Genomic DNA, 20,166 nt, shown 5'->3' on the forward strand with positions numbered 1-20,166 from the left:
GGGAAAGCGATGCCACGCAGCCTCAAAAAGGGTCCGTTCGTCGACGACCATGTGCTCAAGAAGGTCGACGCTCAGAACGAGAAGAACACCAAGCAGGTCATCAAGACCTGGTCGCGTCGGTCGACGATCATCCCGGACTTCATCGGGCACACGTTCGCCGTTCACGATGGCCGCAAGCATGTTCCGGTATTCGTCACCGAGTCGATGGTCGGGCACAAGCTCGGCGAATTTGCTCCGACGCGCACCTTCAAGGGACACATCAAAGACGACCGGAAGGCTAAGCGCCGGTGAGCGTTACGACTGAATATCCGTCTGCTGTCGCCAAGGCCCGCCATGTGGGTATCTCGGCCAGTAAAGCGCGCCGGGTGATCAACCTGGTGCGCGGCAAGTCCGTGGCTGAAGCGCTGGACATCCTGCGCTGGGCACCGCAGCAGGCCAGCCTGCCGGTGGCCAAGGTCATCGCCAGCGCGGCGGCCAATGCCGAGAACAACAACGGCCTGGACCCGTCCACCCTGGTGGTGGCCACCGTCTACGCAGACGAGGGCCCGACCGCCAAGCGGATCAAGCCACGCGCCCAGGGGCGTGCCTACCGAATCCGCCGGCGCACCAGCCACATCACCGTGGTGGTGGAGAGCCGGCCGGGCAAGGGCGGCGGTTCGGCACAGTCCGCCGGTGCCACCCGGGCGCGTCGTGCGCAGGCCAGCAAGGCCGCGGCCACGAAGGCTCCGGGGGCCAAGGCAACCGAGAAGGCGGCGGCGAACAAGGCGCCCGCCAAGAAGGCTTCGTCGGTGAAGTCGACCGACAAGTCCAAAGCCAAGAAGGCGCCTGAGACGTCCGACGCGAAGGAGGGCTCAGAGTAATGGGCCAGAAGATCAACCCGCACGGCTTCCGGCTCGGGATCACCACCGACTGGAAGTCGCGGTGGTACGCCGACAAGCAGTACGCGGACTACGTCAAGGAAGATGTGGCGATCCGTCGGCTGCTGTCGACCGGGCTGGAGCGCGCCGGCATCGCCGACGTCGAGATCGAAAGGACTCGCGACCGAGTTCGAGTAGACATCCACACCGCCCGGCCGGGCATCGTCATCGGCCGCCGCGGCACCGAGGCCGACCGGATTCGTGCCGACCTGGAGAAGCTGACCGGCAAGCAGGTGCAGCTCAACATCCTCGAGGTGAAGAACCCCGAGTCGACGGCGCAGCTGGTGGCCCAGGGCGTCGCCGAGCAGCTGAGCAACCGCGTGGCGTTCCGCCGGGCGATGCGCAAGGCGATTCAGTCGGCGATGCGCCAGCCCAACGTCAAGGGCATCCGGGTGCAGTGCTCGGGCCGTCTCGGCGGCGCCGAGATGAGCCGCTCGGAGTTCTACCGCGAGGGCCGGGTGCCGCTGCACACGTTGCGTGCCGACATCGACTACGGGCTCTACGAGGCCAAGACCACCTTCGGCCGGATCGGCGTGAAGGTCTGGATCTACAAGGGCGACATCGTCGGCGGCAAGCGCGAGCTGGCCGTTGGCGCACCGTCCGGTGGCGACCGTCCCCGTCGGGAGCGGCCGACCGGCACTCGTCCGCGCCGTAGTGGCGCGGCGGGCACCACCGCGACCAGCACCGACGCCGGCCGGGCCGCCTCGGTCGCCACGGATGCCACCGAAGCCCCCGTGTCCGCCGAGCCGGCCGCCGAAGCCGCTGCATCGTCGGCCCCGGAGGCGGGCACCGAAACGCAGAGCACGGAGAGCTGAGTCATGTTGATTCCCCGCAAGGTCAAGCACCGCAAGCAGCATCACCCGCGGCAGCGCGGTATCGCCAGCGGCGGCACCGCGGTGACGTTCGGCGAGTACGGCATCCAGGCACTGGAGCACGCCTACGTCACCAACCGGCAGATCGAGTCGGCCCGTATCGCCATCAACCGGCACATCAAGCGTGGCGGCAAGGTGTGGATCAACATCTTCCCGGACCGTCCGCTGACCAAGAAGCCCGCCGAGACCCGCATGGGTTCGGGTAAGGGTTCGCCGGAGTGGTGGGTCGCGAACGTCAAGCCGGGCCGGGTGCTGTTCGAGCTCAGCTACCCCAACGAGGCCATCGCCCGCGCGGCACTGACCCGCGCGATTCACAAGCTGCCGATCAAGGCGCGCATCGTCACCCGAGAGGAGCAGTTCTGATGGCAGTGGGAGTTACCGCCGGCGAACTGCGCGAGCTTAACGCCGACGAGCTTGTCGAGCGGCTGCGCGAGTCCAAAGAAGAGCTGTTCAACCTGCGTTTCCAGATGGCGACCGGACAGCTCAACAACAACCGTCGGCTCCGCACGGTGCGCCACCAGATCGCGCGCGTCTACACCGTGTTGCGCGAGCGTGAACTGGGCCTGGCGTCCGGTCCCGATGGTTCTGAAGGCGAGGGATCGTAATGGCAAAGGCGACAAAGGCTGAGGCCACGGAGAAGGGCCCCAAGCACACTCCGCGTATGGAGGATGTGCGGGGTCGCCGTAAGACCCAGATCGGCTACGTGGTCAGCGACAAGATGGAGAAGACCATCGTCGTCGAGCTGGAAGACCGGATGAAGCACCCGCTCTACGGCAAGATCATCCGGACCACCAAGAAGGTCAAGGCGCACGACGAGAACAACACGGCCGGCATCGGCGACCGGGTGTCGCTGATGGAGACCCGTCCGCTGTCGGCGACGAAGCGGTGGCGCCTGGTGGAGATCCTCGAGAAGGCGAAGTAAAGGCCGTTCTCGTTACGCCGGCACCCTGACCCGCGCCAGCGGTTGCTGTGCGGTGGGGCCGAGCGGTATCTGCAGCGAGTCTTGCTCGCCCACCTGCCGGGCCGGTACCGCCAGCGTCCGGCGCATGGGCGTCGGCAGGCTGGTCCGCAACGCGGTCAGTTGACGGCCGTTGAGGCGGTTCAATCCGCTCCACATGTTCCTGCGCAGTCGGTTGGCGCTGTGGTAGCGCACCAACACCGATACCTCGGTGTGGTGGTTCTGCGGTGCCAGCCGGACGGTGATCGCCGTGGTGTCGGCCGCGGGCAGCCAGAGCCGCTCCAGATTCGCCGTGCTGATGTCGCGCGGCGACATCCAGAAGGTGGCCGCGTACTGCTTGGGACCCTTGGGCTGCTTCTGCTTCAACCGGCGGCGTCGCCGACGGATCCGGGTGGGTTGCAGACCGGCCAACACCGCCGCGTCGACATGACCGAACTCCTCGGCCGTCAGCACGCGAGCGATGATTTGTCGGTCCTGCAGGTCGTGTGCGAGCCGTTCGGTAGCCGCCGCCAGGGTCGCCGCGACCGAGTCGCGTACGGCCACCGCGTCGGCGTTGCGCATCGGGTCCATCCGCAGCATCAACCAGGTGTCGCGGGGACCGGAGGGCGCGGGCGCGGCCGGCGTCTGTCCGTCATCGCCCGGCGCGGCGTCAGCGTCGGGAGTAGCGTCACACGTTCGCACTGAGACGATGTCGATGCCGTCCAGCCGCACATCGAACTGCCGCAGGGCGTCGGCAACGATTCCGGCCTGCAGTGCGGGCGACGGCCGGGGGCCGCGCCCATGGCGGCCGGAGCTTTCCGGTCGGGGCGGCTCGACAGCGATCACCGTGACCAGCTGGCCCCGATATTCGCGCATTCCGACCACGTCATGGCCGTAGCGGCGGCGGTGATCGAAGCCGGGTGTACAGCCCTCGTTCAGAAACGAGGCCGGGCTGGCGAACCGATCCAGTACCCGCGCCAGCACGATCGCCGTCAGCGGGACTCGGCGGTGGGTGATCAGCGCGCCCATCGTCACCAGTGCCGCGAGTCCGACTCCCGGCCACCAGGCGCGGCCCGCCGTGCCGAGTTGATCGGGCCAATGGCCGGCGATGCGCAAGACTGCGAGATCGATGAGGAATACCGTCGTCACGCGCATCCAGGACAGGTTGAGCCCAAAGGTATGCTGCGCCTTCATCGTTGCGCCTGTTTCATGGTCCCCCCGAGAATTTCCATAGCTTGTGCGGTGACCGGGTTTTCCGGTCCGGTTGCACACCAAACATCCCAGGCCCCCGCTGCTGGAGACCTGGGATGTTTGGGGTGGTCGATCGCTGCGGTCGAAACGAGAGCCTGCTCAGATGCCCAGGAAGCTCAGCGGGTCGAACATGCTCGCGATATCTGAGGCGCCTCCCGCGGCGTCAGCTGCGCCTCCGGCGGCGTCCGCGGCGCCTCCCGCGGCATCGGCTGCGCCCCCGGCTGCCGCATCGGCTGCGCCTCCGGCTGCCGCATCGGCGGCACCGCCCGCGGCATCGGCGGTTGCACCGCTGGCTGCATCGGTCGCACCTCCTGCTGCGTCCGCACCCAACGAGGACACACCACTGAACGCATCGCCGGGATCAAGCAGTCCGGCCGCATCGAAATCGGTCGGAATGTTGAAGTCGCCGAACGGTGTCATCAGGGTGTCGGTGATGGAGTTGGCGGCACCGTCCGCGCCGGGGATGTCGGTGTAGATGTTCTCGAATCCGTTGCCGAAGTTCATGACGTCATAGACCGTCCCGACGGCGGGAAGGTCCGAAGCGGTTGCGTCACCGGCCGGAGTCACGTCGGTGATGGTGAACTCCGTGTTGTGGATACCGCCGAACAGATTCGTGACGTTCTCGCTGGCGGTGACGTTGCCGAGGTCGGTGGCGCCGGTCGGGCTGCCGCTGGTGACATCGAACGATTGGTCGCCCTCGGCGACCTGGAACAGCGGCGGGGCGCTGAACAGCGGGCTGAGCGGGGTGAAGCCCTCTGAGCCGTCGGCTTGGACCGGGTTGAAGGTGGTGTCTCCGATGGTGAAGCTATCGCCGGCGCCGGGGGTGGCGTCCGGTGTGGCTCCGGGGGTGGCGTCGGGTGTGGCGTCAGGTGTGCCGCCGGGGGTGACGGCAGGGGTGCCGCTGATCGGCGGCAAGCTACTGGTATCGCCGAGCGGCTGCGGGCTGGGCGTGCCCGCGCCGGGAATCGCGCCGAGATCGCCCAGCGAGGTAGGGGTGGGTGCGTTCACCTGCGGGCTGAGAGCCCCGGTGTCGCCCAGTGGTGCCGCGCCTCCCGTGCCGGCCACGTTGCTCGCCAGGTCGACGGGCAGGGCGGTGCTGCCGACATCGCCGACCGTACCGGCACCGCTGTCGGCCAAAGCGACTGTTAGGGGCAGGAATGTGGTCGTGAGTAGACCGGCGGTGGCACCACCGACCGAGAATAGGATCCGACGATTCATTTTTCGCTACGTTCCTTCCGCTCTTTGATGAACCCGGCCTGTGCGTTCACCGTCGAACCCGCCGGGCGTAGGTCAACATCGTCGATTGCCCCGTGTCTCGCGCATGGCCGACTGCGGCGTGACCGCCGGAAGTGCACTGATAACGTTGGGCGACAACGGATGTCCAGATGCCGAGGGCTTTTCCTCAACCCCCCGTGGCTTCCTCGTCAGACGCTAACGGGTCGACGACGTCGCCACCACCCCTGTCGGCGGATATTTCAACAGTTAATCTCAATCTAGGGAATCGTCGTCATCGATAGACGCACGTTAAGGCGACGATGTAAGTCCTTGCGGCAGTACGCCTATGGTAAAGATAAGCGTTTATCCCGGTTTGGTCTCAGCGGAATCAAAGTAATCACGTTGGCGGAATGGAACTTTCGATTTGACCAATCGGTACCGGACGGCACACTGATCGCTATGGAACTGCGGCAGTTGAGGCATTTCGTCGCCGTGGCTGAGGAACTGCACTTCACCCGCGCTGCCGCCAAAGTCCACGTGGTGCAGTCCACTCTGTCCGCCTCGATCAGCGGCCTTGAACAGGAACTCGGCACCGCGCTGTTGGTGCGCAACAACCGTCGCGTCGACCTCACGGCAGCCGGTCAGGCGCTACTGCCGGATGCGCAGAACGCGCTGGCCGCCGCAGACCACGCACGGGCGGCCGTCGACGCGGTCCGAGGCCTGCTGTCCGGGCAACTGGCGATCGGGGCGATCCAGGGCTTGGGCACCGTCGACTTGCCTGCGCTGTTGGCGCGGTATCACCGGAGCTTCCCGCGCATCGATATCGCGCTGCGACACGACGCCATCGACGCGCTGGTACACGCGACCGTCGACGGTGGCCTGGACCTGGCTTTCGTCAGCCGCCCGTTCGACGGGACCCGGGTCAAGGAACTGTCCCTGGGGACCGAGTACCTGGTCCTGGCGGTGCGACACGACGATCCGCTTGCCGGCAACGACATCGTCGCCCTGACCGATCTGCAGCAGCGGGAATTCGTCGAACGCCGGGCGGACTTGCGGACTCGGCTGCACATCGATGGCATCTGTGCCGAACTCGGTTTCCAACGGAGCATCTGTGCGGAGACCAACACTCCGGACGACCTGGTCGACCTGGTTGCCGCCGGTCTGGGCATCGCCCTGCTGCCACCGGCGTTGGTGGAGAAGTCGGAGTACATCGTCGGGGTGGCGACCGATCCGGCGATCCCGCGTGAGCTGGTGTTGATCACCCCGAGCGAGCGGGCGCCCTCGCCGGCGGCTGCGGCATTTCTCGGTGAGTTGCTGTCGGCTGGTGCCGGGCAGCGCCGGCTATCCGGGCGGGCGGAGCCATCTGCGGTGTGAAAGACCGCGGGGGCATCGCCGGGCCGGTAGTCTCTCACCGATCCGGGGGGCTGGACAGCGGAGTGAGCGATGGTGGAATTTCAGGGCAAGATCGGTCTCGATATCCGGGATTCCGAACCGGACTGGGGGCCGTTCGCTGCGCCGACCGCCCCGGAGGGCGCGCCGAACGTGCTCTACCTGGTCTGGGACGACACCGGTATCGCCACCTGGGACTGCTTCGGCGGACTGGTGGAGATGCCTGCGATGGGCCGGATCGCCGAGCGTGGTGTTCGGCTGTCCCAATTCCACACCACCGCACTGTGTTCCCCGACGCGGGCGGCGCTGCTCACCGGTCGCAACGCCACCAGCGTGGGTATGGCCACCATCGAAGAGTTCACCGACGGATTCCCCAACTGCAGCGGCCGTATCCCGTTCGAAACCGCCCTGCTGAGTGAGGTCCTCGCCGAACGTGGCTGGAACACGTTCTGCGTCGGCAAGTGGCACCTGACCCCGCTGGAAGAGTCCAACATGGCCGCCACCAGGCGGCACTGGCCGACGCAGCGCGGATTCGAACGGTTCTACGGGTTCATGGGCGGTGAGACCAACCAGTGGTATCCCGATCTGGTCTACGACAACCACCCGGTAGCGCCACCGGCCACACCGGAGGACGGCTATCACCTGTCCAAGGACATCGCCGACAAGACGATCGAATTCATCCGCGATGCTCAGACGATCGCTCCCGGCAAACCCTGGTTCTCCTACGTCTGCCCGGGTGCCGGCCACGCCCCGCACCACGTCTTCGCCGAGTGGGCAGACCGCTACGCCGGCCGCTTCGACATGGGCTACGAACACTATCGGGAGATCGTGCTGGCCAACCAGAAGCAGCTGGGCCTGGTCCCGCCGGACACCGAGCTCTCGGAGATCAACCCCTACCTCGATGCCACCAGCGCCGACGGTCAGCCCTGGCCCGCGCTGGACACGGTGCGCCCGTGGGACAGCCTCGACGACACCGAGAAGCGATTGTTCGCCCGGATGGCCGAGGTGTTCGCCGGATTCCAGAGCTACACCGACGCCCAGATCGGCCGGATCCTGGACTATCTGGAGGAATCCGGCCAACTCGACAACACCATCGTCGTGGTGATCTCCGACAACGGCGCCAGCGGGGAGGGCGGGCCCAACGGTTCACCCAACGAGAACAAGTTCTTCAACGGCTATCTCGACACCGTCGAGGAGGCGATGAAACTCTTCGATCAGTTGGGAAGCCCGGAGACCTATAACCATTACCCGGTCGGATGGGCGATGGCGTTCAACACGCCTTACAAGCTCTACAAGCGGTACGCCTCCCACGAGGGCGGTATCGCCGATCCTGCGATCGTGAGCTGGCCCAACGGAATCGCCGCCCACGGCGAGGTACGCGACACCTACGTCAATGTGTGCGACGTGACCCCGACGGTCTACGACCTGCTCGGTATCACTCCACCCGAGACGGTGCGCGGCATTGCACAACGGCCGCTCGAGGGAGTCAGTTTCAAAGCGGCGCTTGCAGATCCGGCGGCAGACACCGGCAAGCACACCCAGTTCTACACGATGCTCGGTACTCGCGGGATCTGGCACCGGGGCTGGTTCGCCAACACCGTGCATGCGGCGACGCCGTCCGGCTGGGGCCACTTCGACGCCGACCGTTGGGAGCTGTACAACATCGAGGAGGATCGCAGTCAATGCCGCGACCTGGCCGGTGAACATCCCGAGAAGTTCGAAGAACTCCGGGAGCTGTGGTTCACCGAGGCGGAGAAGTACAACGGGCTACCGCTGGCCGACCTCAACATTTTCGAGATGACGAGTCGGCAGCGGCCGTACCTGGCTGGCGACCGCACCGGCTACAGCTACTACCCGAACACCGCCGAGGTTCCGTTGGGCGCGTGCGTGGAGTTGCGTGGCCGCTCGTTTTCGGTGCTGGCGCGCGTCACGGTCGAATCCGCCACCGCTGAGGGTGTGCTGTTCAAACAGGGTGCCCGGCACGGCGGCCAGGTGCTGTTCATCCAGGACGGTCGACTGCACTACGTCTACAACTTCCTGGGTGAGCGCGAACAGTGGTTGTCATCTCCTGATCCGATTCCGTTGGGACAACACATGTTCGGAGTGCGTTTCGAACGCAGCGGCACGGTAGAAGGCAGTCACACGCCGGTCGGCGATTCCTCGCTCTACATCGACGACACGGTGGTCGCCACGCTGCCCGACATGATGACCCAGCCGGGCGCGTTCGCGTTGGCCGGCGGCGGGGTGAGCGTCGGGCGCAATACCGGCCAGGCGGTGTCGTCGGCGTACCGGGTGCCGTTCGGCTTCACCGGCGGCACCATCGCGGACGTCGCGGTGGATGTCAGTGGTGAGCCGTACCTCGATGTGAAAAGTAGCCTGGCGGCGGCGTTTTCGCGGGACTGAGGCGATGCTGACCGAACTTGTCGACGTTCCCGGTGGGGTGTTTCGGATGGGCTCGACGAGCTTCTATCCCGAAGAGGCCCCGATTCACACCGTGGCCGTGGCGGCGTTCGCGATCGAGCGACATCCGGTGACCAATGCCCGGTTCGCCGAATTCGTCGCCGCGACAGGGTATGTGACTGTCGCCGAGGTGGAACCCGATCCGGTTTACGCCGCCGAACCGGGTGCCCTGGTCTTCACCCCCACCGCCGGGCCGGTCGACCTGCGTGATTGGCGACAGTGGTGGCGGTGGGTTCCCGGCGCGAACTGGCGCCATCCGATCGGCCCGCGCAGCACCGTCGAGGACAAGCCCGATCACCCGGTGGTCCAGGTCGCCTATCCCGACGCGGCCGCCTACGCCCGGTGGAGCGGCCGGCGTCTGCCGACCGAAGCCGAGTGGGAGTACGCCGCCCGTGCGGGTCGCAGCACCACCTACCCCTGGGGCGAGGAGGAGAGGCCGGGCGGGGTGCTGATGGCCAACACCTGGCAGGGCGCCTTTCCCCATCGCAACGACGGCGCCGCGGGCTGGTTCGCGACGTCGCCGGTGGGGACGTTCCCGCCGAACGGGTGGGGCCTGCTGGACATGGTCGGCAATGTCTGGGAGTGGACGACCACCGAGTTCAGCGCCCATCACCGGCTCGACACACCGCCGAAGTCCTGTTGCGCGCCGGCCGGGCCCGCCGATCCGGCCGTCAGTCAGACCCTCAAGGGCGGATCGCATCTGTGCGCTCCGGAGTACTGCCACCGTTACCGGCCCGCGGCGCGCTCCCCGCAGTCGCAGGACACCGCCACCAGCCACATCGGGTTCCGCTGCGTGGCGGACTAACCGGCGCGGGTGAGCACCCTGCGCCGAGCGGGCGTGTCCCCGGCCTGACACGCCGTGTCGCGACCGGAATTGCGCACGCTCAGCCCTCGGCCGACCCGACCCAGCGATAGAACGTGTCTGCGTCGACATTGCTGCCACACACGATTGTGACCACGTGCCGGCCGGCGAATCGTTCCCGGTTTTCGAGGATCGCCGCGATGCCGAGCGCGGCTGACGGTTCCACGACGAGACCGGCATGGGCGAAAAGCATTCGCATGCCGGCGATGATCGAGGACTCCTGTACCAGGAGCGCGTCGTCGGCGACCAGCAGGAGGTCGTCCAGTACGGCGGGAATGGGACGGCCGCTGGCGACGCCTTCGGCGATGGTGTCGATCGAATCCGTGGTGACGATCCGTCTTTGGCGCCACGAATGCGTCATCGCCGGGGCGCCCGCAGGCTGGACGCAGATCACTTCTACTTCAGGCGCGAGAGCTTTCAGTACATGACCAACACCGGTGGCCAGTGCCCCGCCACCGAGAGCGATCAGGACGGAGTCGAACGACCCCGCGGCGTTCACCAGTTCCAGGCCGATGGTCGCCGCACCCTCGCAAGTCTCGATATCCAGGCTGTCTTCGATCAGCCGGATGCCCTCGGATTGAGCGATTGCGGCCGCCTGCTCGCGTGCCGTGTCGAAGTCGCCGTCCGCCAGTTTCAACCTGGCACCCAGGGCGCGGATGCGGTCGAGCTTGGCTGGCGGTGCGAAGCGCGATGCCACGACGGTGACGTCGATTCCGCGGCGGCGGCCGGACCAGGCCAGGGCGTGGCCGAGATTGCCGGCGCTGGCACACACCACGGCCTGCAATCCACTGTCGGCCAGTCGGCTGGTGACCACCTCGGTTCCCCGCGCCTTGAAGCTGCGCACCGGGTTTGCGGTTTCGAGTTTGATACTCAACCTGCAGCCCAGGCTGGGTTCGAGAGCTTCGCAGCGATACAGCGGGGTGTCGAGAAATATCGGGTTGATCACCTGACGCGCAGTCCGGATGCGACCGGTGTCGAGGCGGGTCGCCATCACCGCAGGGTAGCAATGTTAATGGGCTTCGTGAGGGTGCGTACTTCCGGTAAAAACTGCGGCGTGTCGGCCGGGGGCACGCACGCTCGCGGGTAGTGGGAGACCGATTTGGTGCTGGGAGCCTCGTCACCTAAGCTCTAGGGGTTGCCGTGAGCAGACCTCGGCCAGCGAAAGTTGGCCCTGCGTGCACTTCGGCCTCGCAAGAACTGTAGGACAACGCACGTCCGGGGAGACTCCGGCTGGTACCGCCATGCCGCGCGTCGCCCCGAATATTGAGGAGATCTGGTGATTCAGCAGGAATCGCGGTTGAAGGTCGCCGACAACACCGGCGCCAAGGAGATCTTGTGCATCCGGGTGCTCGGCGGCTCCGGGCGGCGCTACGCGGGCATCGGTGATGTCATCGTCGCGACCGTCAAGGACGCCATCCCGGGCGGCAACGTCAAGCGCGGTGACGTCGTCAAGGCCGTGGTGGTGCGCACCGTCAAGGAGCGTCGCCGTGCCGACGGCAGTTACATCAAGTTCGACGAGAACGCCGCGGTGATCATCAAGCCCGACAACGACCCGCGCGGGACGCGCATCTTCGGGCCGGTCGGCCGTGAACTGCGCGAGAAGCGGTTCATGAAGATCGTCTCGCTGGCCCCGGAGGTGTTGTAAATGAAGGTCCACAAGGGCGACACGGTGCTGGTCATCGCCGGCAAGGACAAGGGCGCCAAGGGCAAGGTCCTCAAGGCTTTCCCCACCCGTAACCGGGTGCTGGTCCAGGGCGTCAACCGGATCAAGAAGCACGTCGCGGACTCGGCCAACCAGGCCGGCGCGTCCTCGGGCGGGATCGTCACGCAGGAGGCCTCGATCCACATCTCCAACGTGATGGTCGTCGACTCCGACGGTAAGCCCACCCGGGTCGCCTACCGGGTGGACGCCGAGTCCGGCAAGAAGGTTCGCGTCTCCAAGCGCAACGGCAAGGACATCTAGGGATGACTACGGCAGAAAAGACCCAGCCCCGGCTGAAGGTGCGTTACCGCGACGAAATCCGCGACGCGCTGAACAAAGAGTTCAACTACGCCAACGTGATGCAGATCCCGGGCGTGGTGAAGGTTGTCGTCAACATGGGCGTCGGAGAAGCCGCCCGCGACGCCAAACTGATCAACAACGCGGTCAACGACCTGGCGTTGATCACCGGCCAGCGGCCGGAGATCCGCAAGGCGCGGCTGTCGATCGCCCAGTTCAAGCTGCGCGAAGGCATGCCGATCGGCGCCCGGGTGACGCTGCGCGGCGACCGGATGTGGGAGTTCCTGGACCGGCTCACCTCGATTGCGCTGCCGCGTATCCGCGACTTCCGCGGCCTGTCGCCCAAGCAGTTCGACGGCTCCGGCAACTACACCTTCGGGCTGGCCGAGCAGTCGATGTTCCACGAGATCGACGTGGACTCCATCGACCGCCCGCGGGGGATGAACATCACCGTCGTCACCTCGGCGACGAACGACGACGAAGGACGAGCGCTGCTGCGGGCACTCGGCTTTCCGTTCAAGGAGAAGTGACCTGATGGCGAAGAAGGCGTTGGTTAACAAGGCGGCCCGCAAGCCCAAGTTTGCGGTGCGCGCCTACACCCGCTGCAACAAGTGCGGCCGTCCGCGCGCGGTACTCCGCAAGTTCGGCCTGTGCCGAATCTGCCTTCGCGAGATGGCGCACGCCGGCGAACTGCCCGGTGTGCAGAAGAGCAGCTGGTGACGGCGGAGGAGCAGCGCTAAATGACTATGACGGACCCGATCGCGGACTTCTTGACGCGTCTGCGTAACGCCAACTCGGCGTATCACGACGAGGTGACCCTGCCGCACTCGAAGATCAAGGCCAACATCGCCGAGATCCTCAAGCGCGAGGGTTACATCACCGACTACCACGTCGAAGAAGCCCGGGTGGGCAAGGCGCTGGTGGTCAACCTCAAGTACGGCCCGAACCGGGAGCGCAGTCTCGCCGGTCTGCGCCGGGTGTCCAAGCCCGGACTGCGGGTCTACGCGAAGTCGACCAGCCTGCCGCGGGTGCTCGGCGGCCTGGGCGTGGCGATCATCTCCACGTCCTCGGGCCTGCTCACCGACCGTCAGGCTGCCAGACAGGGCGTGGGCGGCGAAGTCCTCGCGTACGTGTGGTGAGGGAGTAGCAGACATGTCGCGTATTGGTAAGCAGCCGGTCCCGGTTCCGTCCGGGGTCGACGTGACGATCGACGGCCAGCAGGTCTCGGTCAAGGGGCCCAAGGGCACCCTGGAACTCACGGTGGCCGAGCCCATCCGGGTGGCACGCAACGACGACGGTGCCCTGGTGGTCACCCGTCCCGACGACGAGCGTCGCAACCGCTCGTTGCACGGCCTGAGTCGCACCCTGGTGGCGAACCTGGTCACCGGAGTCTCCGAGGGTTACGTCCGCAAGATGGAGATCTTCGGCGTCGGTTACCGCGTGGTGCTCAAGGGCTCCGACTTGGAGTTCGCCCTGGGCTACAGCCACCCGGTGCTGATCAAGGCTCCCGACGGCATCACCTTCGCGGTGGAGACGCCCACCAAGTTCTCGATCACGGGCATCGACAAGCAGAAGGTCGGTCAGATCTCGGCGAACATCCGTCGCCTGCGCCGCCCCGACCCCTACAAGGGCAAGGGCGTGCGCTACGAGGGTGAACAGGTTCGCCGCAAGGTCGGAAAGACAGGTAAGTAGTCATGGCGCAATCACAAGCAGGCACCGGGGCCCGCAAGCCCATCGGGCAGAGCGTCTCGGAGGCCCGTCGCACCCACCGGGTGCGTCGGCACGCACGGCTGCGCAAGAAGCTCGCCGGCACGGCGGAGCGTCCCCGCCTGGTGGTGAACCGCTCCGCGCGGCACATCCACGTCCAGCTGGTCGACGACCTGGCCGGTCACACCGTGGCTGCGGCGTCCTCGATCGAGGCCGACGTGCGGGGTGTGGACGGCGACAAGAAGGCGCACAGTGTGCGGGTCGGCCAACTGATCGCCGAGCGCGCCAAGGCCGCCGGCGTCGACACCGTGGTGTTCGACCGCGGTGGCTACACCTACGGTGGACGGATCGCGGCGCTGGCCGACGCGGCGCGCGAGGGCGGATTGAAGTTCTGATGCGCCAGATGACTGACTTCATGAACATGACTGGAAGGACCGCATGATGGCGGAGCAGCCGACAGGGGCCTCCTCGACGGGTCCCGACACGGGCAGCGCCCCCCGTACCGACGGGCGTGATAACCGTGACAACCGGGGCGGGCGCGGTGGCCGCGACGGTGGTCGCGGCGGTCGTGACAACCGGGACGGCGACAAGAGCAACTACCTGGAGCGCGTTGTCGCGATCAACCGGGTGTCCAAGGTGGTCAAGGGTGGCCGCCGGTTCAGCTTCACCGCGCTGGTGATCGTCGGCGACGGCAAGGGCATGGTCGGGGTCGGCTACGGCAAGGCCAAGGAGGTGCCGGCCGCGATCGCCAAGGGCGTCGAGGAGGCCCGCAAGAGCTTCTTCCGGGTGCCGCTGATCGGTGGCACCATCGTCCACCCGGTGCAGGGTGAGGCCGCCGCCGGTGTGGTGTTCCTGCGTCCGGCCAGCCCGGGTACCGGTGTGATCGCCGGCGGCGCGGTGCGTGCCGTGCTGGAATGCGCCGGGGTGCACGACATCCTGTCCAAGTCGCTGGGCAGCGACAACGCGATCAACGTGGTGCACGCCACCGTGGCCGCGCTCAAGATGATCCAGCGTCCCGAAGAGGTGGCGGCCCGTCGCGGTCTGCCCATCGAAGACGTCGCGCCGGCCGCGATGCTCAAGGCGCGTCGGGAGAGCGAGGCGCTTGCCGCCAGTGCCGCGCGGGAAGGCACGGCATAACCATGGCAAATCTGAAGATCACCCAGGTCCGGGGAACGATCGGCGCGCGCTGGAAGCAGCGTGAGAGCCTGCGTACCCTGGGCCTGCGCAAGATCCGCCAGTCGGTGGTGCGTGAGGACAACCCCCAGACCCGTGGGCTGATCAAGGTTGTCCACCACCTCGTACAAGTGGAGGAAGCCGAATGACCATCAAGCTGCACGACCTGCGCCCCGCGCCCGGGTCGAAGACCAAGCGCACCCGCGTCGGTCGCGGTGAAGGCTCCAAGGGTAAGACCGCGGGCCGCGGCACCAAGGGCACCAAGGCCCGTAAGAACGTGCCGGTCCGGTTCGAGGGTGGGCAGATGCCGATCCACATGCGGCTGCCCAAGCTGAAGGGCTTCCGCAACCGGTTCCGCACCGAGTACGAGGTCGTCAACGTCGGCGACATCAACCGGCTGTTCCCGTCCGGCGGCACCATCGGCCTCGACGAGCTGGTCGCCAAGGGCGCGGTTCGCAAGAACACGCTGGTCAAGGTGCTCGGCGACGGCAAGCTCAGCGTCAAGGCCGACGTCACCGCGCACAAGTTCAGCGGTAGCGCCCGCGAGAAGATCACCGCAGCGGGAGGCTCGGCCACCGAGCTGTAAGGCTTTTCCGAAAAAACACGTCACAATCTCGCACCCCATCTGACCGGATGGGGTGCGATTTTGTTGTTTAACGGCTGTTTTTACGTGCAGGAAAAATAAAAGCTTACTATGTGTCTCACAGCCTTACGTAACAATCGTGAGCGGACGTGACCTGCGGCACTGATCCGGGTGGAGGCTGTGGGAAGGCAGCGATCACATGAGGCGTCGGTTGCGTTCAGGCTCCAACGGGCGGCGCGGCAGCGCCACTCGCCGGGTAGCGGGTGCCGGCAGTGCGGTTGCGGCGTTCCTGGCGTTCGGGATGTCGCCGTTGGCGGCTTCGCCGGCTCACGCTGATTTCGACTTCGACTGGTTGGACCCGTTGGCGTGGTTCGACTCGAGTGCGGCGGTGGACCTGCCGGGGTCGGCGGCGTGGACCTTTGACGACTGGGATGGGTTGTTCGGTGGCGACCCGGGTGCCTGGGTGAGTTTCGATGACCAGTTGTATCTGTCGATCTATGACTCGATGCAGGCCACGATCAACAATTCGGCCAACGACTGGTGGCTGGACCCGATGAACCAGATGTTCGCCACGGGAGATTCGTGTGGCGTGTTGTGCAACGGCGCGGATGCCTTCATCAACGGTGATGGTGATCTGGTGGCTGCCCAGGATGGTGGGTCTTGGTTCGGTGATGGCGGCGACGGTATTGATGGTTCTGATGGTGGTGTGGCGGGCCTGTTCGGTAACGGCGGCGCCGGTGGGGATGCGGCTGCTGGTTCGACGGTGACCATCGACGACGTCATGTATGCGGGCAGCGGTGGCGATGGCGGTGCCGGTGGCGGCCTGATGGGTTACGGCGGTGCCGGTGGTAACGGTGCCGATGCTTTCGTCGACGACAGCGGGAACGTGGTCCTGGCGGGCGCCGGTGGTAACGGTGGCGACGGCATGGGTCAGCTCGGTATCGGCAACGGCGGTGCCGGCGGTGTTGGTGGGCATGGCTTGGATGCCACCGATGGCTATGCGGCCACCGCTGGTGGACTGGGTGGTAACGGTGGTGCTGCCGGGCCGCACACCGGCAACGGTGGTAATGGTGGCGCCGGTGGTATCGGTGGCCAGGGCTTGCAGGGGGTTACCGACGCCGACGGCAACGGCACGGCTGGCAGCGCGGGTGCTGCCGGCGGCAACGGTGGTGTTGGTGGTGCCGGCGGTGCGGTGTATGGCAACGGCGGTAACGGTGGTGCTGGTGGTCAGGGCGGCCAGGCCGGTGCCGGTGGAACCGCCGCTGACGGTGGTAATGGTGGTTCCGGCGGTAACGGTGGCGTCGGCGGTAATGGCGGTGCGGCCGGTAGCGCCGATCACGAGGGCAGCGGCGCGGATGGTGCCGGGGGTGTCGGCGGTAGCGGCGGCAACGGCGGTAACGGGATCGACGGTGTCGATGGAACCGCAGCCGACCCCGACGGGACGGCGGGTGGCAACGGCGGCACGGGTGGCAACGGCGGCCACGGGGGACTGGAAGCCGACGGCGCAACGTACGCCGCCGACGGCGATGGCGGTGCCGGTGGTGTCGGCGGCAATGGCGGTGTCGGCTACAACCCGGCGGCCGATCCCGGTGCCGCACCGGGGATTTCGGGCGGCAACGGCGGCAGCGGCGGTGCTGGCGGTGCCGGCGGGACCGGTGCCGACGGAGGCGCCGGCGGTAATGCGGGCGATGGCGGTCGCGGCGGTGACGGAGTGGCCGGCCTTGCCGGAACGAACGGCGCCAACCCGGGTGACGCCGGAACCGACGGGCACTCCGGTGGCGACGGCGGTTCCGGTGGGGCCGGTGGCATCGGAGGCAGCGGCGGCGCGGCGACCTCGTCGACCGGCACGGCCGGCACCAACGGCAATGGCGGCGACGGCGGTGCCGGAGGCAATGCGGCGGCCGGAGGTGTCGGCGGGGACGGCGCTGACGGAGATGTGACTCATCCGGATGGCGGTCAGGGTGGCGACGCCGGTGACGCCGGAGCTGCCGGTGCAGGTGGTGCCGGTGGCGCAGCCGGTACCGGCGGGGCAACCGATACCGGGCAGGCGGGCACCGGCGGAGCCGACGGATCGGACCCGGCGCCCACGGCGACGCATGGCGGTAACGGTGGTGATGGCTTCACCTCGACGACACCGGGGGTGTCCGGGGGTGCGGGCGGTGCCGGCGGCAGCGGCGGGACGATCGGCGATGGCGGTAATGGTGGCGCCGGTGGAGGCGGCACCGGAACCGGTGGAAGCACCGGCGGCCAGGGCGGCGACGGCGGCGACGGCGGCACCGTGCAGGGCGACGGAGGTAACGCCGGAAGCGGCGGAGCCAACGGCGGCAGCGGCGGCAATGGTGGCGACGCCGTCGGCAGCGGCAACGGCGGTAACGGTGGCGACGGCACCGTGGGCGCAGCCGGCGCGAACGGCGCCACTGCCACGCAGCCCGGTGGGGCCGGTGGTGACGGCACCGCGGGTCAAACCGGTGGCACCGGCGGTGTCGGTGGCAGCGGTTCGGGTGCCGGCAAGCACGGCGGCCAGGGCGGAATCGGCGCCGACGGCGGCCAGGGTGGCAACGGTGGTGACGGTGCCCTCGGCGCCGCGGGCACCTTCGCGAACGGCGGTAACGGCAACGGTGGTGACGGCGGTGCCGGGGGGAGTGGCGCGGCGGGTGGCGCGGGCGGTGTGGGCGGTGCCGGTGGCCAGGGCCTCAACGGCGCGACCGCGGGTCTTCAGGGTGCCGGCGGCGCCGGCGGCGACGGGGGCGACGCGGGTGTGGCCGGCGACGGCGGCGATGGCGCCGATGGCACTGCGCTGCATCACGACGCCGGCAACGGCGGCAACGGCGGTGCGCTCGGGGACGCCGGTGCGGGCGGTACGGGCGGCTCCGGCTCGACACCGGGCGGTGACGGGCAGGCCGGTGCCGGCCCGACCGGCCCGCAGGGCAACGGTGGCGTCGGCGGCGACGGCTACGACGCCGCGAGTGATCCGAATGCTCCGGCGGGCACCAGCGGCGGTAACGCCGGCGTGGGCGGGACCGGAAGCGCGCTGGGTGTCGGTGGCGCCGGTGGTTCTGGTGGGGATGGTTCCACGGGTGCGGTCGGTGTCGATGGTGTGAATCTGGGTGATAACGGTGGCATCGGTGGTGCGGGCGGCAACGGCGGCAATGCCGGTGCGGGCGGTACCGGCGGCGCCGGCAGCGGTGTGGATGGCACGGCGGGTGTGGGTGGCAATGGTGGTGTCGGTGGTGCGGGTGCTGATGGTGTGGCCGGGGTGGACTCGACGGCGGCGGGGGTCGCGGGTGGTGTCGGCGGTGATGGTGGTGTTGGTGGCGACGGCGGTGCCGGCGGTACGGGTGGTTTGACGGCGGCCGGGACGGCCAGTGGTCTCGATGGTGTCCAGGGAATCGGTGGTGCTGGCGGCAATGGTGGTGTGGGTGGCCGGGGCTTTGATGGTGGCGCTGGTGGGGTCGGTGACGCGGGCACTAATGGCACGGATGGCACCGCGACGACGATGAGTACGGCGGGCACTGAGGGCACCGATGGTGGTGCTGGTGGGGCCGGCAGCGATGGTGGTGTCGGTGGCAATGGTGGGGCTGGTGGGCAGGGTTCTGTCGATGGCCTGCAGGGCTTGGGTGGCGTGGGTGGTGTCGGCGGAAACGGTGGCACCGGCGGCAATGGTGGCACCGGTGGCGCTGGTGGCGATGGGTATGACGGGGCCACCGATGCGAATGCGCTGGCGGGCACTAGTGGTGGTGATGGCGCGGTCGGCGGCGGCGGCGGCAATGGTGGTGCCGGGGGTGCGGCCGGCAATGGTGGTGCCGGTGGTACCGGCCGCACGGGCCAGGTCGCCTCGGGTGCTGATGGCAGCACGGGTGTTCAGGGCGAGGGTGGTGTCGGTGGCGCCGGTGGTTCTGGTGGGGATGGTTCCACCGGTGCGGTCGGTGTCGATGGTGTGAATCTGGGTGATAACGGTGGCACCGGTGGTACGGGCGGCAACGGTGGTAATGCCGCTGCCGGTGGTACTGGCGGCAGTGGCCTCAATGGCCCGGCCGCTGATGGTGTGGATGGCACGGCGGGTGTGGGTGGCAATGGTGGTGTCGGTGGTGCGGGTGCTGATGGTGTGGCCGGGGTGGACTCGACGGCGGCGGGGGTGGCCGGTGGTGCTGGCGGTGATGGTGGTGTGGGTGGCGACGGCGGCGCCGGCGGTACGGGTGGTTTGACGGCTGCCGGGACGGCCAGTGGTTTGGATGGCGCCCAGGGCGCTGGTGGCGACGGTGGCGATGGCGGTGTGGGTGGCCGCGGGTTCGATGGGGCGACCGGTGGGGTCGGCAACACCGGCGGCAACGGCACGGACGGCACGGCGACCACGGCGAGTGCGGCCGGTGATACCGGTGGCACCGGTGATGCCGGCGGGGCCGGCAGCAATGGTGGTTCCGGCGGCAAGGGCGGCGCAGCGGGTCATGGCTCCACCGATGGCGTCGAAGGTCTTGGTGGTGTCGGCGGTGCCGGCGGCAATGGCGGCACCGGTGGTGTCGGTGGCACCGGCGGTAACGGCGGTAATGGGTATGACGCCGCGATAGATCCGAATGCGGCGGCGGGCACCAATGGTGGTGACGCCGCGGCGGGTGGCGCCGGTGGCACTGGTGGCGCCGCGGGCGCGGCCGGCCAGGGCGGTGCCGGTGGTACGGGCCGAGACGGGCAGGCGGCTTCGGGTGCCACGGGTGTGGCGGGCGCTCAAGGTGATGGCGGCAATGGTGGTGTCGGTGGGGTTGGTGGTGGTGGCGCTGATGGGGCGGCCGGTACTGACAACAGTGGC

At 67.8% G+C, this 20,166-nt stretch carries 22 protein-coding genes and 1 pseudogene; 20 read left to right on the forward strand and 3 right to left on the reverse strand.

Annotated features, from left to right (window positions below; all coding sequences use genetic code 11):
* Window positions 1–9 precede the first annotated feature (9 nt).
* The 6 genes from rpsS to rpsQ are packed head-to-tail and all read left to right on the forward strand — an operon-like array spanning window position 10 to window position 2,711.
* Window positions 10–291: a 30S ribosomal protein S19 gene (rpsS, locus tag ACZYY4_RS02015; protein WP_224973161.1), complete on the forward strand. Its 282-nt coding sequence runs from the start codon at window positions 10–12 to the stop codon at window positions 289–291.
* Window positions 288–860, forward strand: a complete 573-nt coding sequence (gene rplV, locus ACZYY4_RS02020; RefSeq protein WP_463807742.1) for a 50S ribosomal protein L22 — start codon at window positions 288–290, stop codon at window positions 858–860. Before rpsS ends, rplV begins: the two co-directional genes overlap by 4 nt.
* The gene (gene rpsC / locus ACZYY4_RS02025) at window positions 860–1,732 is read left to right on the forward strand and encodes a 30S ribosomal protein S3 (RefSeq protein WP_463807743.1); all 873 of its coding nucleotides are present in this window, start codon (window positions 860–862) and stop codon (window positions 1,730–1,732) included. The genes rplV and rpsC overlap by 1 nt, the downstream gene beginning before the upstream one ends.
* A gap of 3 nt (window positions 1,733–1,735) precedes the next feature.
* Window positions 1,736–2,152 (forward strand): 50S ribosomal protein L16, encoded by a 417-nt coding sequence (gene rplP, locus ACZYY4_RS02030; protein WP_463807744.1) that lies wholly within the window; start codon window positions 1,736–1,738, stop codon window positions 2,150–2,152.
* Entirely contained in the window at window positions 2,152–2,394 is a 243-nt protein-coding gene (gene rpmC, locus ACZYY4_RS02035) for a 50S ribosomal protein L29 (protein WP_463807745.1), read from the forward strand. The genes rplP and rpmC overlap by 1 nt, the downstream gene beginning before the upstream one ends.
* The gene (rpsQ, locus tag ACZYY4_RS02040) at window positions 2,394–2,711 is read left to right on the forward strand and encodes a 30S ribosomal protein S17 (protein WP_463807746.1); all 318 of its coding nucleotides are present in this window, start codon (window positions 2,394–2,396) and stop codon (window positions 2,709–2,711) included. The genes rpmC and rpsQ overlap by 1 nt, the downstream gene beginning before the upstream one ends.
* Window positions 2,712–2,723: 12 nt before the next feature.
* Here rpsQ and eccE read toward each other — a convergent pair whose 3' ends face one another.
* Window positions 2,724–3,920, reverse strand: a complete 1,197-nt coding sequence (eccE, locus tag ACZYY4_RS02045) for a type VII secretion protein EccE (RefSeq protein ID WP_463807747.1) — start codon at window positions 3,918–3,920, stop codon at window positions 2,724–2,726.
* A gap of 156 nt (window positions 3,921–4,076) precedes the next feature.
* A complete protein-coding gene (locus ACZYY4_RS02050; RefSeq protein WP_463807748.1) occupies window positions 4,077–5,195 on the reverse strand; it encodes a hypothetical protein in 1,119 nt (372 codons plus the stop codon).
* Between the two features lie 456 nt (window positions 5,196–5,651).
* Here ACZYY4_RS02050 and ACZYY4_RS02055 point away from each other — a divergent pair, with 456 nt between their 5' ends.
* From ACZYY4_RS02055 to ACZYY4_RS02065, 3 genes are all read left to right on the forward strand, one after another.
* Complete coding sequence (locus tag ACZYY4_RS02055; RefSeq protein ID WP_463807749.1) at window positions 5,652–6,566, forward strand: LysR family transcriptional regulator; 915 nt, start codon at window positions 5,652–5,654, stop codon at window positions 6,564–6,566.
* A 69-nt stretch (window positions 6,567–6,635) separates the two neighbouring features.
* Window positions 6,636–8,984 carry an arylsulfatase gene (locus ACZYY4_RS02060; protein ID WP_463807750.1) on the forward strand — a complete coding sequence of 783 codons (2,349 nt, stop codon included), beginning with the start codon at window positions 6,636–6,638 and terminating at the stop codon, window positions 8,982–8,984.
* 4 nt (window positions 8,985–8,988) lie between these two features.
* The gene (locus tag ACZYY4_RS02065) at window positions 8,989–9,846 is read left to right on the forward strand and encodes a formylglycine-generating enzyme family protein (protein ID WP_463807751.1); all 858 of its coding nucleotides are present in this window, start codon (window positions 8,989–8,991) and stop codon (window positions 9,844–9,846) included.
* A 79-nt stretch (window positions 9,847–9,925) separates the two neighbouring features.
* Here the strand turns inward: ACZYY4_RS02065 and ACZYY4_RS02070 are convergent, their stop codons facing one another.
* The gene (locus ACZYY4_RS02070) at window positions 9,926–10,894 is read right to left on the reverse strand and encodes a threonine ammonia-lyase (protein WP_463807752.1); all 969 of its coding nucleotides are present in this window, start codon (window positions 10,892–10,894) and stop codon (window positions 9,926–9,928) included.
* 285 nt (window positions 10,895–11,179) lie between these two features.
* Between ACZYY4_RS02070 and rplN the strand changes: the two genes are divergently transcribed.
* The 11 genes and pseudogenes from rplN to ACZYY4_RS02125 form a co-directional block, all read left to right on the forward strand.
* Window positions 11,180–11,548, forward strand: a complete 369-nt coding sequence (gene rplN / locus ACZYY4_RS02075) for a 50S ribosomal protein L14 (protein WP_463807753.1) — start codon at window positions 11,180–11,182, stop codon at window positions 11,546–11,548.
* Window positions 11,549–11,866, forward strand: coding sequence for a 50S ribosomal protein L24 (rplX, locus tag ACZYY4_RS02080; protein WP_463807754.1), 318 nt, complete (start codon window positions 11,549–11,551; stop codon window positions 11,864–11,866).
* A 2-nt stretch (window positions 11,867–11,868) separates the two neighbouring features.
* On the forward strand, window positions 11,869–12,432 hold the full coding sequence (gene rplE, locus ACZYY4_RS02085; RefSeq protein ID WP_463807755.1) for a 50S ribosomal protein L5: 564 nt from the start codon (window positions 11,869–11,871) through the stop codon (window positions 12,430–12,432).
* Between the two features lie 4 nt (window positions 12,433–12,436).
* Window positions 12,437–12,622 carry a type Z 30S ribosomal protein S14 gene (locus ACZYY4_RS02090; RefSeq protein WP_019737213.1) on the forward strand — a complete coding sequence of 62 codons (186 nt, stop codon included), beginning with the start codon at window positions 12,437–12,439 and terminating at the stop codon, window positions 12,620–12,622.
* Between the two features lie 20 nt (window positions 12,623–12,642).
* Window positions 12,643–13,041 carry a 30S ribosomal protein S8 gene (rpsH, locus tag ACZYY4_RS02095; RefSeq protein WP_463807756.1) on the forward strand — a complete coding sequence of 133 codons (399 nt, stop codon included), beginning with the start codon at window positions 12,643–12,645 and terminating at the stop codon, window positions 13,039–13,041.
* Window positions 13,042–13,054: 13 nt separating this feature from the next.
* Complete coding sequence (rplF, locus tag ACZYY4_RS02100; RefSeq protein WP_463807757.1) at window positions 13,055–13,594, forward strand: 50S ribosomal protein L6; 540 nt, start codon at window positions 13,055–13,057, stop codon at window positions 13,592–13,594.
* 41 nt (window positions 13,595–13,635) lie between these two features.
* Window positions 13,636–14,004, forward strand: coding sequence for a 50S ribosomal protein L18 (gene rplR, locus ACZYY4_RS02105; RefSeq protein WP_463807958.1), 369 nt, complete (start codon window positions 13,636–13,638; stop codon window positions 14,002–14,004).
* Between the two features lie 46 nt (window positions 14,005–14,050).
* A complete protein-coding gene (rpsE, locus tag ACZYY4_RS02110) occupies window positions 14,051–14,746 on the forward strand; it encodes a 30S ribosomal protein S5 (protein WP_463807758.1) in 696 nt (231 codons plus the stop codon).
* Between the two features lie 2 nt (window positions 14,747–14,748).
* Window positions 14,749–14,931, forward strand: a complete 183-nt coding sequence (rpmD, locus tag ACZYY4_RS02115; protein ID WP_463807759.1) for a 50S ribosomal protein L30 — start codon at window positions 14,749–14,751, stop codon at window positions 14,929–14,931.
* Window positions 14,928–15,368 carry a 50S ribosomal protein L15 gene (gene rplO / locus ACZYY4_RS02120; protein WP_463807761.1) on the forward strand — a complete coding sequence of 147 codons (441 nt, stop codon included), beginning with the start codon at window positions 14,928–14,930 and terminating at the stop codon, window positions 15,366–15,368. The genes rpmD and rplO overlap by 4 nt, the downstream gene beginning before the upstream one ends.
* A gap of 196 nt (window positions 15,369–15,564) precedes the next feature.
* A pseudogene (locus tag ACZYY4_RS02125) lies at window positions 15,565–20,166 on the forward strand (PE family protein); the annotation flags it as partial.

It is taken from the genome of Mycobacterium sp. IDUB_21 (assembly GCF_055419425.1).